The following is a 14,836-nucleotide window of genomic DNA, read 5'->3' as shown; positions in this document are numbered from 1 at the left end:
TGCTGGTACTTAGGCAAACAAGCGGTGGTCACCGGCGCCAAAGAGATTGCTGATACAGCGACCACAGAGCTCTGGATGATCAGCATTGGCACCTACGTCTTTAGTGTGATGCCAGCAACGACCACATTTTTTATATTGACTACCGCGTACTAGGACCTCGAGACCATCATTGCTGAGTTCAATCTTAGCGCTTGAGGTGATGGTTACGAAACGCAAGTTATCCTCAAGTGAATGCAAGATAGCAAAGTCAACATCACCTAATTTAATGGTCAGCTCAGCTTGTAGGGATGAGCCAACATTACCGGCCTCACGTTCTAACTCAATGGCTTTGGTCACTTCAGAGCGGATTTCACGAATGCGATTCCATTTGGCCAGCAATTCATCGGCATGAGCGACTTCTGGTAATGCGCCGAACTCTTCCATAAAGATGGATTCAGACGGTTTACTACCTGAGCCATGCGGGAATGATTGCCATGCTTCTTCAGCGGTGAAGGAGAGGAATGGCGATAACCACTTCAAGAGATTGCGAGTGATGTGAAAGAGCGCATTCTGGGCGGCTCTGCGATCAGGTGAGTTTGGCGCACTGGTATAGAGACGATCTTTGAGGATGTCTAAGTAGAAGCCGCCTAAATCTTCTGAGCAAAAAGTGAGCATGCGAGTCACAGCTGGATGAAACTCATAAGCCTTGTAATGGGCTTCGATATCGCCTTGTAATTGATTAGCAAGCGCCACTGCGTAACGATCGATCTCAAGCCATTGTTCAGCAGGCATTGTGTGCTTGCTAGGATCAAAATCAGAAAGATTGGCGAGCAAGAAACGCAAGGTATTGCGAATGCGGCGATAACTTTCAGTCACGCGCTTCAGAATCTCATCAGAGATAGTCATTTCACCGGAGTAGTCGGTTGAGGCAACCCAGAGGCGAATGATTTCAGCGCCGAGTTTGTCAGCCACTTGTTGTGGTGCGATGACATTGCCTACGGACTTACTCATCTTGCGGCCTTGACCATCAACAGTAAAGCCGTGAGTGAGTAGTGCTTTATAGGGTGGCTTGCCATCGAGCATGGCGCCGGTGAGTAAGGAGGAATGGAACCAGCCGCGGTGTTGGTCTGAACCCTCGAGGTATAAGTCGGCTAATCGACCGTTCGGTGTCTCAGCATCGGTAGTTAGTAATTCATTGCGATGTGATCCGCGAATCACATGCCAGTGTGTTGTCCCTGAATCAAACCAAACATCTAAGGTGTCACGATTCTTTTCGTATTGTGATGCTTCTTCACCAAGCAACTCAGAAACTTCGAGTTGCTGCCAAGCTTCAATGCCACCTTTTTCAACACGCTTAGCAACTTCTTCCAGTAGCTCAACAGTGCGAGGATGCGGATCGCCCGTTTCTTTATGAACAAAGAAGGCCATGGGTACGCCCCACTGGCGTTGGCGTGACAAGGTCCAATCAGGGCGATTGGCAATCATGCTATGTAGGCGCTGTTTACCCCAAGCCGGGAAAAACTCGGTGCTATCAATGCCAGCCAAGGCAGTCTCACGCAAGCTAGCTTTGCCATCAGATGGTTTCTTGTCCATGCTTGCAAACCACTGTGAAGTAGCGCGATAAATAATCGGCGACTTATGACGCCAGCAATGTATGTAAGAGTGGGTATACGTTTTGTCGCGCAACAAACTGCCCGCTTCACGCATTGCTTCCACAATTTTGGGATTGGCTTTCCAAATATATTCGTTTGCAAAGAGTGGCAACCAAGAGGCATAGACACCATTGCCCATCACAGGATTGAGAATATCTTTATCGGCTAGCTTATTTGCTTTGCAAGACTTAAAGTCTTCTTCGCCGTAAGCAGGCGCAGAGTGAACAATACCTGTGCCAGTATCGAGCGTGACGTATTCAGCGGCATAGATTGGAGAGAGGCGCTTATATCCCTCATGTAATGGGGCTAGCGGATGCCAGAAAGAAATATTCGCTAGTTGCGCGCCTAGGCAGGTAGCAATCACTTTACCTTCAAGACCATAGTCCTGCAAGCATGTGTCAACACGATCTTTTGCCAGGATCAATAACTTATCGCCAACATCTACTAATGCATAAGTCACCTCTGGATGAACATTCATTGCTTGGTTTGCAGGAATAGTCCAAGGCGTTGTTGTCCAGATGACAATCTGGCCAGGCTTATTAGGTAACTCAGGAAGGCCAAATGCTTTTGCGAGCTGTGGTCGCTGTGCATCATCAAACGCAAAGCCAACATCAACCGTTGGATCAGTTTTATCTTGATATTCCACTTCGGCCTCAGCGAGTGCAGAGCCACAATCAAAACACCAGTTCACTGGTTTGAGACCACGAAAGACGTATCCTTTTTCCCAGATCTTACCTAGTGCACGAATTTCATCAGCCTCATTACGGTAGTTCATCGTGAGATAGGGATTGTTCCAGTCACCCAAAACGCCAAGGCGCTCAAAGTCTATCTTCTGCTTATCTACTTGTACTTGGGCGTAGGCACGTGCTTTAGCTTGTACCTCTGCAGTTGGCAAGTTCTTGCCAAATTGTTTTTCAATCTGAATTTCAATTGGCATGCCATGACAATCCCATCCAGGCACATAGGCAGAGTCATAACCCATAAGCCAGCGCGACTTCACAATCATGTCTTTCAGAATCTTGTTTACTGCGTGACCAATGTGAATATCGCCGTTTGCATACGGAGGACCATCATGCAAGATGAACTGAGGTTGATTAGCATGAGCTGCACGAATCTTTTCGTAGAGCTTATTTTTTTGCCATTGAGCAACCCATTGCGGTTCACGCTTAGCCAGATCCCCTCGCATTGGGAAGGAGGTATCTAGTAAATTGACTGGATAGGAATTTTCTTTTTCAGACATAAGCTTTTTTCTGGAAATAATTTCTGGCGTGCTGTGCATCCGCTGCAATCGCATTTGTTAGGGTGTCGAGGTCATCGTACTTGGCCTCATCACGAATTTTTTCTAAGAGCTCAACGGTAATAATTTTTCCGTAGACATCTTCTTGGTAGTCAAAGATGTGTGTTTCAAGCAGAACACGACCTTCATCTTCAACGGTAGGCCTTACCCCTAAACTAGCCACTGCTGGCAGGGGTTTATCACTAAGTCCCAATACCTGTGCAGTGAAGATCCCGGTAGTTGCTGGCTTGCGATGGTGTAAGTGATTGGCAACTGCTAAGTTCAAGGTAGGGAATCCGAGTTTGCGTCCGAGTTGCTGTCCATGTATGACATGTCCGGAAATTCCATAAGGACGACCTAATAATTTTTCAGCTAGAGTCATATCGCCATGAGCAAGGGCAGTACGCAAGGCTGAGCTGGAGATGCGCTCGCCATCCTCTAAGATAGTTTGAATACTCGATACCTTGAAGCCATATTTTTCACCTGCTGTTTGGAGGCTTGCAAAATTCCCGGCACGTTTTGCGCCATAGCAAAAATCATCGCCAATCAAAATCCATTTGGCGTTGAGACGTTTCACAATAATTTCTGAAACAAACTCATCGGGTGTAAGGCGAGCAAAAGCAGCATTGAAATGTTCGACCACGACATGGTCAATACCAAGTTCGGATAAGGCGGCCAGTTTGTCCCGTAGATTCAGAATGCGGGGCGGTGCTTGCTCTGGAGAGAAGAATTCTTTGGGGTGCGGCTCAAAGGTCATGACGCAACTCACCAAACCTCTTTCATGGGCGCCATCAACTAACTGCTTGAGCAGGGCGCGATGACCCCTGTGCACGCCATCGAAATTACCGATGCTTAAGGCACAAGCAGGTCCTGCAGAAAACTGGGTCGGGCCGCGGAATACGTTCACAAAATCGCTTTCAGGGTAGCCATCAATTATATTGTGGGCATGCTTTCTATCGTTACCTTAATCTCAGGCCGCGGATCCAATTTCGAGGCGATCGTCAAAACAGCTCAAAAAGAGCAGTGGCCGGTCAAGTTTGCAGGGGTCATCGCCAATCACTCTGGGGCTAAAGGTCTTGATTTTGCTCGCGCGCAGGGTATTCCAGCCCATGTCCTGGAGCACAAAGAGCATGCAAGTCGCGAATCCTTTGATGCTGCCCTCACCCAGAAAATTGATGACTTAGGGGCTGATTTGGTGGTTCTAGCCGGTTTTATGAGGATTCTGACGCCAGGTTTTATTCGTCATTTCGATGGTCGATTAATCAATATTCACCCAGCGCTCCTGCCAGCATTCCCAGGATTGCACACCCATGAGCGGGCTTTAGAGGCCGGCGTTAAAGAGCATGGCGCCACAGTTCACTTTGTAAATGAGGGTGTTGATGAAGGACCTATTATTTGCCAGGCCTCTGTTCCAGTCCTGGGTGGGGATGATGCAGAGACTTTGGCGGCTCGTGTTTTAACTGCTGAGCATCAAATTTACCCGCGGGCCGTAAAATGGTTCCTTGATGGACGATTGCGAATAGAAGGTAATCAAGTGAAGTTACAACCCCCAGAATCGCAATTTTTTAAATTATGAGCGCAGAACGTCCACCCCGTAAATCCGGCACCCGCCTAAGCTCACAAAAAAGTTACGCTGCTAAATCTAAAGATCCCTTGCGCCGTCCTGAACGACGTAATGCGAGTGGCAATCTCATTGCGCCCGAAGGTCAGAAGAATTTTTCGAATGCAAAAGCATTACCTCAGCATGCCATTCACTTGGAGCGTCTACTTCCTGAGTTACTCAGTTTTGAGCAGCCAGCAGATCGTGTAGTGAGTCGCTATTTTCGCGCAGAACCACAGCTCGGTAATCGTGATCGCGCCTTAATTGCAGAGAGTGCCTTTGCTATTTTGCGTCGTAAAAATGAGTTCTCTCAATTTGCTGTCAGTGGTGAAGGCTCACAGGCTAGACGCTTAGCCCTATTGGGTTTGCTGTCCGCTTTGTCTGAGGGTGGTTTGGGTTCCGCGAACCGTGCCGAGAGTGCTATCGCCGATTTGGCGCATGTTCTCAAGCCTGGTGAATATGAATGGTTGCAACGATTTCCAATGGTTGATCCTGCTGCATTAAATCCTTTGGTACGCAACAATTTACCCGAGTGGTTATGGGATGCGTTTGGAAAATATCCTGGTGAAGCAACCCGTGAAGAGCTCGCAAAATCATTGATGCATCCTGCACTCCTAGATTTGCGTGCGAACACCATGAAGATGAATCGGGAAGAATTGCTCGTGCAGATGAATGCTTTGGGCGGTCGCTACCAAGCGATTCCAACGCCATATGCACCCGATGGTGTGCGCATCATGGGCAAGCCGGCATTACAAAATACTGCTGGCTTTAAGGCGGGCATGTTTGAGGTACAAGATGAAGGTAGTCAGCTTTTGGCATATTTACTTGCACCCAAGCGTGGTGAGATGGTGGTTGATTTTTGCGCTGGTGCTGGCGGTAAGACTTTAGCGATTGGTGCCTTGATGCGTTCTACAGGACGCCTTTATGCTTTTGATACATCTGAGCGTCGTTTGGCAAATTTAAAACCAAGACAAGCCCGTAGTGGCCTTTCAAACGTGCATCCTGTATGGATCGATAGTGAGAACGATGCCAAGATCAAACGCTTGGCTGGAAAGATTGATCGAGTCTTGGTAGATGCCCCTTGTAGTGGAATGGGTACATTGCGCCGGAATCCTGACTTGAAGTGGCGTCAAACTCCGGAAGGCGTTCTAGAGCTCAATCAGAAGCAAATGAATATTTTGGGTTCAGCAGCTCGCTTATTAAAGCCGGGTGGTCGCCTGGTTTATGCCACTTGCAGTCTTTTGCCCCAAGAAAATCAAGCCATTGCAGAAGATTTCTTGGTGAAACACCCAGAATTTGAGGTGGTTCCAGCGGCTGAAGCACTTAAGCCATTGTTTCCAAAGGATAAATTACCTTTAGGGTGCTCGTCAGATAATCCTTGGTGGCAGTTGTGGCCGCATATTCATGGCACAGACGGCTTTTTTGGTGCTGTTTTCCAGAAAAAAGGTAGTAAGCTGGAAAAAGCAGAAGAGCCAAAAACCCCAGAGATAGCGAAAGATAAGCCCAAAAAGACCTAAAAAGATCTAAAATAAGAGCTAATACTTAAATAGGACTCTCTTTTGAATACATTTTCAAGTTCAGGTTTTGATTTATTCCTCAATTGGCTTGCCAATGGATATTTAGATTGGTCTTGGTGGCAGATTGCCTTGTTTACCTTGGCTGTTACCCATGTCACGATTGCTGCAGTCACCATTTTCTTGCATCGCTGCCAAGCGCACCGGGCTTTGGATCTGCATCCGATAGTTTCCCATTTCTTCCGCTTTTGGCTTTGGTTGACAACCGGTATGGTGACTAAGGAGTGGGCCTCGATTCACCGTAAGCACCATGCGAAATGTGAAACCGTAGATGATCCCCATAGCCCGCAAATTTTAGGTATTAACACTGTCCTCTCGCGTGGTGCTGAGCTTTATAAAAATGAAGCTAAGAATCCAGAGACGATGGAGAAGTTTGGCCACGGCACTCCCGATGATTGGCTCGAGCGCAATATCTATTCCAAGTTTTCTTGGCAGGGCGTTGCCATCATGTTGATCATTGATGTGTTCTTGTTTGGCGGTATTGGATTAACCGTCTGGGCGGTGCAAATGCTGTGGATCCCAATTACTGCTGCTGGTGTGATTAATGGTATTGGCCACTACTGGGGCTATCGCAACTTCGATTGCGAAGATGCTTCAACCAATATTTTCCCATGGGGCATTTTGATTGGTGGTGAAGAACTGCATAACAATCACCATACCTTTGCAACGAGTGCTAAGCTTTCCAATAAATGGTACGAGTTTGATATTGGTTGGCTCTATATTCAGATGATGAGTGCAGTTGGTTTGGCGACAGTAAAGAAAACGCCACCTAAACCCGTCTTGAGTGATTTGCGTCCTGCCGATCAAAACACCTTAGAGGCCATCATTGCTAATCGCTATGAAATCATGGCGCGCTATAGCAAAACATTACGCAACTTCTTTAGCAATGAAGTGCAACACATGCAAGTTCTTGCCTCACATTTAAGCGACGCCCGTACTTGGTTATCTAAGGATGAGTCTCGCTTGAGCGAGGATGAGAAGGCTAAGCTAGAGGAGCTGATGGCGAGCAATGCACAGCTGCGTAAGATGATTGAGATGCGTCGTGATCTACAGGCAATCTGGGGTCGTTCTAGCGCCACCAGAGAGCAATTACTTTCACAGTTGCATACTTGGTGTCAACGCGCTGAAGATAGCGGTCTAACAAGCTTGCGTGAGTTCTCTTTGCGATTGCGTCGTTATGCTTAGGCAGGTAGTAGCGATCTAAAAGAGCGCAAAGATTGAGGCAATAAAAAACCCGCAACTAAGCGGGTTTTTTATTTGCATGAAGTTTGAATTACTTCAGCTTAGTTTCTTTGTAAGCAACATGCTTGCGAATGGTTGGATCAAACTTCATGATCTCCATTTTTTCAGGCTTAGTACGCTTGTTTTTTGAAGTTGTATAGAAGTGACCAGTACCTGCTGATGACTCTAACTTGATTTTTTCTCTGCCGCCTTTAGCCATTTGCGTGCTCCTTAAATTTCGCCACGTGCACGAAGATCAGTCAAAACAGCATCGATGCCGTTTTTGTCGATAACGCGCAAGCCAGCATTGGTTAAGCGCAAGCTAATCCAACGGTTTTCAGATTCAACCCAGAAACGACGGTTTTGCAAATTCGGCAAAAAGCGACGCTTCGTTTTATTGTTTGCATGGGATACATTGTTGCCAACCATCGGCTTCTTCCCAGTGACTTGGCAAACTTTTGCCATGACATAACTCCATTAATTGCGAAAAAGGAAGATTGTATCAGCCTAAGCCTATTTTGGGCTAGTCCTTATTGGCTTTTGCTTTGGGGTTTGAGCCTCATAGGGTGCATAAGGCCTGCAAAAATCTCCGGCTCATTATTGTAAGTTAGCAATTACTATCAATTTTTCTCAATATTCATAAGGCCTGATTCTGAAAAAGAGAAAAAACCGCTATTACTGACAATGCAGTGGTCTAAAAGCGGAATATCTACCAACTGGAGGGCCTTAGTCAGGGTCTTGGTGAGTTCTTGGTCTGCTGAACTGGGGAGCGGGTTGCCGCTGGGATGGTTATGGGCCACGATCATGGCGCTTGCATTTCTGGCTAGCGCCTCTTTGAGGATTTCTCGGGGATAGACGGCGGTCTGGGTAATAGAGCCTCTAAAAAGCTCTTGGCACTCTATGAGATGTAGGTTTGAGTCTAAATAAAGGCATAAAAAGACCTCATGGGGTAGACCGCCAATTTTGGCCTGTAAAAACTCCTTAACGTGACCTGGTGATGAAAAAATCGAGCCTTGAGCCAAACCATCCTCAAGACTGCGCTTTACGAGTTCATAGGCAGCCTGTATTTGAGACCATTTTGAGATTCCCATACCGTGGATTCGGGTCAATTCTTCAGGGGTGCTGGCCAAGAGGCGAGGAAGGCTACCAAAGTAGCGCAATACATCGTTGGCTAAGGTGACGGCGCTTTTCCCCTTAACGCCGACCCGCAAAAAGATGGCGAGTAATTCAGCATCTGTGAGGCAGCGGGCGCCATACAGACGAAGCTTTTCTCGAGGTTGCTCATTTTTGGGCCAATTTGGGATGGGAGAATCCATAGCCGACGCAGGGCTAGATACAATTACCTTATGACCAAGCTTAACGTTTTGCCCAACTCCTATTTGACTCTCAACTACCGGCTTACTCTGCCCAACGGGGAGGATTACATCAATACTTTTGTTGATCGTCCTGCGACGGTTCTGATGGGCTCTGGACAATTTGCACCTTGCTTTGAAAAAGTGTTGCTAGGGTTAAGTGTTGGCGATAAAAAAAGCGCTTTGTTATCACCCGATGAAAGTTTTGGTGAGCGTAAAAAAGATTTGGTGCAATGGGTTACTTTGCAGGCGCTCAAAGAAGGTCGTGATGACGATGCTGAATTTAATCCCGGTGATGTAATTGAATTTAATGCGCCGGGTGGAGCTCAATATGCGGGTGTTTTGCAGTCTATTGATGAGCAGGGCGCCTGGTTTGATTTCAATCACCCTCTGGCCGGAAGAGAGGTTACCTTTGAAGCACAAATTGTGGCTATTCTCTAATATATGAATACAACTGATAACGCAGAGATCTTGATGGCGCAACCCCGCGGTTTTTGTGCGGGCGTTGATCGTGCAATCAATATTGTGAATGAAGCACTTACACGCTTTGGTACACCTATTTACGTGCGTCACGAAATTGTGCATAACGCCCATGTCGTGAATGAATTGCGCAGTAAGGGCGCCGTATTTGTTGAAGAGTTGCACGAGGTGCCCAAGGGTGGCATTGTGGTGTTTAGTGCCCATGGTGTTTCTCAGGAGGTGCGAAAAGATGCTGAGGAACGTGGCTTGCAGGTGTATGACGCTACTTGCCCACTGGTAACCAAAGTGCATCTCGAAGTGATTAAGTTGTGTAAAGAAGGCTACACGGTCTTGATGATCGGTCACGCTGGCCACCCTGAAGTAGAGGGCACGATGGGACAAGTGAAAGAAGGCGTGTTCTTGATTGAAAATTCGACCGATGTTGCCAATTTGTCTTTTACAGGCGATATAAAACTAGCTTTTGTCACGCAAACGACTTTGTCAGTAGATGAGACTAAAGAAATTGTTGCGGCACTCACTCAAAAATTCCCTGATATTGTTCAACCCCGTAAGCAAGATATTTGTTATGCCACTCAGAATCGTCAAGATGCGGTGAAATTTATGGCACCTCAAGTGGAGGTAGTCATTGTGGTGGGGAGTGCGTCCAGCTCGAACTCCAATCGCTTGCGTGAATTGTCAGAAAAATTGGGTGTACCGTCTTACATGGTCGATGCACCTGATCAATTGAAACCAGAATGGTTTGCTGGCAAGAAGCGCGTGGGATTGACTGCTGGAGCATCTGCTCCAGAGAGTTTGGCGCAAGCGATCGTTGCGCGCATTCAAGAATTTGGGCCGCGCAGCGTAAGGGCTCTCTCTGGGGTAGTTGAGGATGTCACATTCTCCCTGCCAAAAAATTTAGTCGATTGAAGTATTGATTTATAACCAAGGAGCTGTAGATGATTTATTCAAGTGCATCAAAAATGATTTTTATGAAAAGTGCTATTGCTGTATCGGCAGCAGCCTTGATTCTGGCAGGTTGCGGTAAGGGCGGAGATAAATCTGCGGCTGTACCGGCAGATGGTATTGAAGTCAAAATTGGCCATGTGGCTCCATTGACTGGCCCTATCGCCCACTTGGGTAAAGATAATGAAAATGGCGCACGCTTGGCGCTAGAAGAAATTAATAAAGCAGGCTTGACGATTGATGGCAAAAAAGTAGTTCTCACTTTAGTGCCTGAAGATGATGCTGAAGATCCAAAAACTGCAACGCAAGTAGCGCAAAAATTAGTAGATGCAAAAGTCGTTGGTGTTGTAGGTCATCTGAACTCTGGCACTAGTATTCCTGCTTCAAAAATCTACAGTGATGCTGGTATTACGCAGATTTCTCCGTCCGCTACTAACCCAGATTACACCAAGCAAGGCTTTAAAACTACCTATCGCCTAGTAGCAACCGATGCGCAGCAAGGCCCTGCTTTAGCTAATTATGTTGCCAAGACTTTGAATGCCAAAACAGTCGCCATCATTGATGACTCGACTCAGTACGGCAAAGGTCTAGCTGATGAGTTTGAGAAGACGGTGAAAGCGGCTGGTGTGAAAGTTGTCACGCGTGAAGCGAGCAATAACAAAGCAACTGACTTCAAGGCTATTTTGACTAAGATCAAAGGCAGCAAACCTGATGTCATCATGTACGGCGGCATGGATGCAACTGGTGGCCCATTAACGAAGCAAGCAACTGAGTTGGGCATCAAGTCTAAGATTGTTGGTGGCGATGGTATGTGCACTGAGAAGCTAGCTGAATTGGCTGGCGATGCAGTTGTCAATGTTACTTGCTCTGAGGCAGGCAAGGCACTCACAAAGATGGCGCAAGGCGCTGATTTCCAAAAGCGTTATAAAGAGCGCTTTAATGCTGATGTACAAATATACGCACCATTTACTTACGACGCTGTCTATGTATTAGTGGATGCGATGAAGCGTGCCAACTCAACTGATCCAGCAAAGATCTTGGTAGTCATGCCTGAAACTAAAATGAATGGCTTGGTTGGTGATATTGCTTTTGATAGTAAGGGCGATATGAAAGAGGGCGTCATTACCCTCTATGACTTTAAAGACAAAAAGAAAACGGTTCTTGACGTCATCAATATGTAAGAAACATGAAAAGGGCGCCGCAAATGCGGTGCTCTTTTTTTGTGCTCTACATTTCTGATAAATATTTTTTAATGGATATTTTTCTACAGCAGATCATCAATGGTTTGGTGCTGGGTAGTATCTATGCCTTGATCGCCTTGGGTTACACCATGGTCTACGGCGTGCTGGGGATTATCAATTTCGCCCATGGCGAGGTGTTGATGATCGGCGCAATGGTCTCGCTCTCATTGCTGCGCTTGATTTTAAGTTTGACTAGTGATTTACCGGGCTGGCTCACACTCCTGATTGTCTTGCCCATCACGATGGCTGTCTGTGCGGGTCTGAGTTATTGGATTGAGCGTATTGCTTATCGCCCTCTGCGTCATGCGCCACGCTTGGCGCCACTGATTTCTGCGATCGGTATGTCCATACTGTTACAAACAATCGCCATGTTGATTTGGTCTCGAAATCCGATGACCTATCCACAATTATTGCCATCCAGTCCTATCGAAATAGGCGCTACTGGTGCAACGATTACCGGTAAAGAGATTGTGATTGTTGCGGTTGCCTTGGCAGTGATGTGCGGCCTATTGTTCTTGGTTGAGAAAACCAAACTCGGTAGGGCTATGCGCGCTACTGCAGAGCAAACCCAAATTGCCGCCTTGATGGGTGTGAACCCAAACCGGGTGATCTCAATTACGTTCATGTTGGGTGGTGCTTTAGCAGGTTTGGCTGGCGTCATGATCGCTAGCAACTACGGTAATGTGCACTTTTATATGGGCTTTATTCCTGGCCTAAAAGCCTTTACAGCGGCGGTGTTGGGCGGCATTGGTAACTTGCAGGGTGCGATGCTTGGGGGTTTGCTGCTTGGTTTAATTGAGTCTTTGGGCGCTGGCTACATTGGCGAACTCACTGGTGGCGTCTTTGGTTCGAACTATCAAGATATTTTTGCTTTCTTGGTATTGATCTTAGTGCTGGTATTGCGACCTACTGGCTTGCTGGGTGAGAAGGTTTCTGACCGTGCTTAGGAAGCTTGTCTCAAATCATTTGAGTCAATCTACCTATCTTTACTTAGGCGCGTTTGCATTAATACTGTTGCCATGGATTGTGGGTGCGAGTGGCGGTAACTATTGGGTGCGCGTGCTTGATTTTGCTTTGCTCTATATCGTTCTCGCCCTTGGCCTCAATGTAGTTGTCGGTTTTGCTGGTCTGCTCGACTTAGGTTACATCGCATTTTATGCATTAGGTGCTTATAGCTATGCCTTATTAGCTTCGCCACATTTGCCTCAGCATTTTGAAACGATTGCCTCTGCATTTCCGCAAGGCATGCATTTTTCTCCCTGGATGGTGGCAGTGTTTTCCATCATCTTGGCCGCTCTCTTCGGGATTATTTTGGGGCTGCCCACCTTGCAATTGCGCGGGGATTATTTAGCAATCGTCACTTTAGGTTTTGGTGAAATTATTCGGATCTTTATGAATAATCTAGACCGCCCATTGAATCTCACCAATGGCCCTAAAGGCATTACAGCGATTGATCCAATTCAGATGTTTGGGGTTTCATTTACCAAACCGGTTGACCTGGGCTTTATACAGATCCCGGGTTTGTATTTGGTGTTTTACCTTTTTCTAGCTTTAGCTATTGCTGTAACCATTGTGTGTTTGCATTTACAGAACTCTCGTATCGGTCGGGCTTGGGTTGCGATTCGAGAAGACGAGATCGCTGCTAAAGCGATGGGTATCAATACACGCAATATGAAGTTGCTCGCTTTTGCGATTGGCGCTTCATTTGCTGGCGTTGCGGGAGTGCTCTTTTCTGCATTTCAGGGATTTGTTTCCCCTGAGTCGTTCACCCTTTGGGAATCAATCGTTGTTTTAGCGATGGTGGTGTTGGGCGGTATTGGACATATTCCTGGGGTGATCTTAGGCGCGATCGTATTGGCAGTCTTTCCAGAAGTATTACGGGGCGTAGCCGAGCCAGTGCAAAAGGCGCTCTTTGGTCATGTAATTGTTGATGTTGAAGTGATTCGTCAATTGATCTATGGCTTAGCACTGATTTTGATCATGCTGTATCGCCCAGGCGGTATTTGGCAAAAAGGAGGAGGCAAATAATGTCTGCTCCTTTGCTACTTGATGTCACGGATGTTTCTAAATGCTTTGGTGGAGTGCAAGCCTTAGATTCTGTCGGTTTGCAGGTGCCAAAGGGATCGATTGTCGGTTTGATTGGCCCCAATGGCGCAGGCAAGACTACTTTCTTTAATGTCATCACTGGCCTCTACCCTGCAGATTCCGGCATCTTTTTATTTGATGGTCAATCCTATTTCCCAGAGTCAGTCTCAGAAGTCACTAAATCGGGATTAGCGAGAACCTTTCAGAACATCCGTCTCTTTGGAGAAATGTCTGTTTTAGAAAATGTGATGGTGGGATGTCACTGCCGATCTAAGGCGGGTTTCTTGGGCGCTATCTTCCGCTTTCCATCCACGCAGCGCGAGGAGCAAGCGATTCGGGAGAAATCTCTTGTACTGCTGGCTTACGTGGGCTTGAGTAATTATGCAGAAATGCAGGCGCGTCATTTGTCTTATGGGCATCAACGTCGCTTAGAGATTGCTAGAGCCTTAGCAACTGAGCCTCAGCTCCTCGCTTTAGATGAGCCTGCTGCTGGCATGAATGCGACCGAGAAATTAGAACTGCGTGAGTTGTTGCTGCGTATTCGGGCGGATGACAAAACTATTCTCTTGATTGAGCACGATGTGAGTTTGGTGATGGGGATTTGCGATAGCTTGACGGTGCTCGATTACGGCAAGGTGATTGCTGTAGGCAAGCCAGCCGATGTTCGCATACACCCTGAAGTGATTAAAGCCTATCTTGGTCAGGGGGCAGTGTCATGAGCGCCTTGCTGCAAGTGCAAGATCTCAAGGTAGCCTATGGCGGCATTAATGCCGTTAAAGGCATTGACCTACATGTTAATCAAGGTGAATTAGTAGCCTTGATTGGTGCTAACGGAGCAGGTAAGAGCTCCTCTCTGAAAGCGATTGCAGGCTTACTGACTCCTACATCAGGTGAGATTGAATTTCTTGCGCACAAAACTAATCAGCTACCCGCTTATGAATTGGTTCGTCTTGGCTTAGGTCTTGTTCCTGAGGGGCGTGGCGTATTTAAGCGCATGAGCATTCTAGAAAATCTGCAGATGGGCGCATTTCTGAAAACAGATACCAAAGTCATCCATCAAAAATTAGAGGAAGTATTTTCTTATTTCCCGAGACTGAAAGAGCGGCTCTCGCAACTCGCTGGCACACTGTCTGGTGGCGAGCAACAAATGGTGGCGATGGGTAGAGCGATGATGGCTGAACCTAAGCTCTTATTGCTAGATGAGCCATCTATGGGTTTATCCCCCATCATGGTGGAAACAATTTTTGATGTGATTCGTAATCTTTCAGCAAACGGGATGACCATTCTGCTAGTTGAGCAAAATGCCCGTCTAGCCTTAGAGATGGCCGATCGTGCTTATGTGATGGAGAGTGGTTTGATCACGCTTACAGGGGCCGGCAAAGAATTGCTTCAAGACCCGAGAGTGCGCACTGCTTATTTAGGGGAGTAAGGTAG

At 46.9% G+C, this 14,836-nt stretch carries 15 protein-coding genes; 10 read left to right on the top strand and 5 right to left on the bottom strand.

Annotated elements, in window-relative coordinates:
* Positions 1-9: 9 nt before the first annotated feature.
* Positions 10-2,889, bottom strand: a complete 2,880-nt coding sequence (gene ileS, locus ICN35_RS04475; RefSeq protein ID WP_370625659.1) for an isoleucine--tRNA ligase — start codon at positions 2,887-2,889, stop codon at positions 10-12.
* A complete protein-coding gene (locus tag ICN35_RS04470; protein WP_216124646.1) occupies positions 2,864-3,814 on the bottom strand; it encodes a bifunctional riboflavin kinase/FAD synthetase in 951 nt (316 codons plus the stop codon). Before ICN35_RS04470 ends, ileS begins: the two co-directional genes overlap by 26 nt.
* A gap of 39 nt (positions 3,815-3,853) precedes the next feature.
* Here ICN35_RS04470 and purN point away from each other — a divergent pair, with 39 nt between their 5' ends.
* The 3 genes from purN to ICN35_RS04455 are packed head-to-tail and all read left to right on the top strand — an operon-like array spanning position 3,854 to position 7,266.
* The gene (gene purN, locus ICN35_RS04465; protein ID WP_216124644.1) at positions 3,854-4,483 is read left to right on the top strand and encodes a phosphoribosylglycinamide formyltransferase; all 630 of its coding nucleotides are present in this window, start codon (positions 3,854-3,856) and stop codon (positions 4,481-4,483) included.
* Positions 4,480-6,024: an RsmB/NOP family class I SAM-dependent RNA methyltransferase gene (locus ICN35_RS04460; protein ID WP_255535706.1), complete on the top strand. Its 1,545-nt coding sequence runs from the start codon at positions 4,480-4,482 to the stop codon at positions 6,022-6,024. Before purN ends, ICN35_RS04460 begins: the two co-directional genes overlap by 4 nt.
* Positions 6,025-6,066: 42 nt before the next feature.
* Entirely contained in the window at positions 6,067-7,266 is a 1,200-nt protein-coding gene (locus ICN35_RS04455) for an acyl-CoA desaturase (protein ID WP_216124641.1), read from the top strand.
* An 88-nt stretch (positions 7,267-7,354) separates the two neighbouring features.
* On the opposite strand, the gene rpmG is transcribed toward ICN35_RS04455, so the two are convergent.
* The 3 genes from rpmG to radC form a co-directional block, all read right to left on the bottom strand.
* Entirely contained in the window at positions 7,355-7,522 is a 168-nt protein-coding gene (rpmG, locus tag ICN35_RS04450; protein ID WP_015421876.1) for a 50S ribosomal protein L33, read from the bottom strand.
* An 11-nt stretch (positions 7,523-7,533) separates the two neighbouring features.
* Positions 7,534-7,767, bottom strand: coding sequence for a 50S ribosomal protein L28 (gene rpmB / locus ICN35_RS04445; RefSeq protein WP_088526345.1), 234 nt, complete (start codon positions 7,765-7,767; stop codon positions 7,534-7,536).
* A 155-nt stretch (positions 7,768-7,922) separates the two neighbouring features.
* Positions 7,923-8,618 (bottom strand): DNA repair protein RadC, encoded by a 696-nt coding sequence (radC, locus tag ICN35_RS04440; RefSeq protein ID WP_216124638.1) that lies wholly within the window; start codon positions 8,616-8,618, stop codon positions 7,923-7,925.
* A 30-nt stretch (positions 8,619-8,648) separates the two neighbouring features.
* Between radC and ICN35_RS04435 the strand changes: the two genes are divergently transcribed.
* From ICN35_RS04435 to ICN35_RS04405, 7 genes are all read left to right on the top strand, one after another.
* Positions 8,649-9,095, top strand: a complete 447-nt coding sequence (locus ICN35_RS04435; RefSeq protein WP_215295723.1) for a peptidylprolyl isomerase — start codon at positions 8,649-8,651, stop codon at positions 9,093-9,095.
* Positions 9,096-9,098: 3 nt separating this feature from the next.
* Positions 9,099-10,040: a 4-hydroxy-3-methylbut-2-enyl diphosphate reductase gene (ispH, locus tag ICN35_RS04430; RefSeq protein ID WP_215318810.1), complete on the top strand. Its 942-nt coding sequence runs from the start codon at positions 9,099-9,101 to the stop codon at positions 10,038-10,040.
* A gap of 53 nt (positions 10,041-10,093) precedes the next feature.
* Entirely contained in the window at positions 10,094-11,257 is a 1,164-nt protein-coding gene (locus ICN35_RS04425) for a branched-chain amino acid ABC transporter substrate-binding protein (protein ID WP_216124756.1), read from the top strand.
* 71 nt (positions 11,258-11,328) lie between these two features.
* Positions 11,329-12,264: a branched-chain amino acid ABC transporter permease gene (locus ICN35_RS04420; protein ID WP_216124755.1), complete on the top strand. Its 936-nt coding sequence runs from the start codon at positions 11,329-11,331 to the stop codon at positions 12,262-12,264.
* A gap of 19 nt (positions 12,265-12,283) precedes the next feature.
* The gene (locus ICN35_RS04415; RefSeq protein ID WP_255534295.1) at positions 12,284-13,345 is read left to right on the top strand and encodes an ABC transporter ATP-binding protein; all 1,062 of its coding nucleotides are present in this window, start codon (positions 12,284-12,286) and stop codon (positions 13,343-13,345) included.
* A complete protein-coding gene (locus ICN35_RS04410) occupies positions 13,345-14,121 on the top strand; it encodes an ABC transporter ATP-binding protein (RefSeq protein WP_216124632.1) in 777 nt (258 codons plus the stop codon). Before ICN35_RS04415 ends, ICN35_RS04410 begins: the two co-directional genes overlap by 1 nt.
* Positions 14,118-14,831 carry an ABC transporter ATP-binding protein gene (locus ICN35_RS04405; protein ID WP_216124630.1) on the top strand — a complete coding sequence of 238 codons (714 nt, stop codon included), beginning with the start codon at positions 14,118-14,120 and terminating at the stop codon, positions 14,829-14,831. Before ICN35_RS04410 ends, ICN35_RS04405 begins: the two co-directional genes overlap by 4 nt.
* The last annotated feature ends 5 nt before the right edge of the window (positions 14,832-14,836 follow it).

The organism is Polynucleobacter sp. es-GGE-1, from assembly GCF_018882005.1.
Taxonomy (GTDB): domain Bacteria; phylum Pseudomonadota; class Gammaproteobacteria; order Burkholderiales; family Burkholderiaceae; genus Polynucleobacter.
The sequence above is the reverse complement of the archived record's forward strand: the minus strand, read 5'-3'. Positions and strand labels throughout refer to the sequence as shown.

Bases quoted from the DNA above. Each gene is read 5' to 3' on its own strand.
- ICN35_RS04410 (WP_216124632.1), top strand. From the start codon at position 13,345: ATGTCTGCTCCTTTGCTACTTGATGTCACGGATGTTTCTAAATGCTTT.
- radC (WP_216124638.1), bottom strand. From the start codon at position 8,618: ATGGATTCTCCCATCCCAAATTGGCCCAAAAATGAGCAACCTCGAGAA.
- rpmG (WP_015421876.1), bottom strand. From the start codon at position 7,522: ATGGCTAAAGGCGGCAGAGAAAAAATCAAGTTAGAGTCATCAGCAGGT.
- ispH (WP_215318810.1), top strand. From the start codon at position 9,099: ATGAATACAACTGATAACGCAGAGATCTTGATGGCGCAACCCCGCGGT.
- ICN35_RS04425 (WP_216124756.1), top strand. From the start codon at position 10,094: ATGATTTTTATGAAAAGTGCTATTGCTGTATCGGCAGCAGCCTTGATT.
- ICN35_RS04460 (WP_255535706.1), top strand. From the start codon at position 4,480: ATGAGCGCAGAACGTCCACCCCGTAAATCCGGCACCCGCCTAAGCTCA.
- purN (WP_216124644.1), top strand. From the start codon at position 3,854: ATGCTTTCTATCGTTACCTTAATCTCAGGCCGCGGATCCAATTTCGAG.
- ICN35_RS04405 (WP_216124630.1), top strand. From the start codon at position 14,118: ATGAGCGCCTTGCTGCAAGTGCAAGATCTCAAGGTAGCCTATGGCGGC.
- rpmB (WP_088526345.1), bottom strand. From the start codon at position 7,767: ATGGCAAAAGTTTGCCAAGTCACTGGGAAGAAGCCGATGGTTGGCAAC.
- ICN35_RS04420 (WP_216124755.1), top strand. From the start codon at position 11,329: ATGGATATTTTTCTACAGCAGATCATCAATGGTTTGGTGCTGGGTAGT.
- ICN35_RS04435 (WP_215295723.1), top strand. From the start codon at position 8,649: ATGACCAAGCTTAACGTTTTGCCCAACTCCTATTTGACTCTCAACTAC.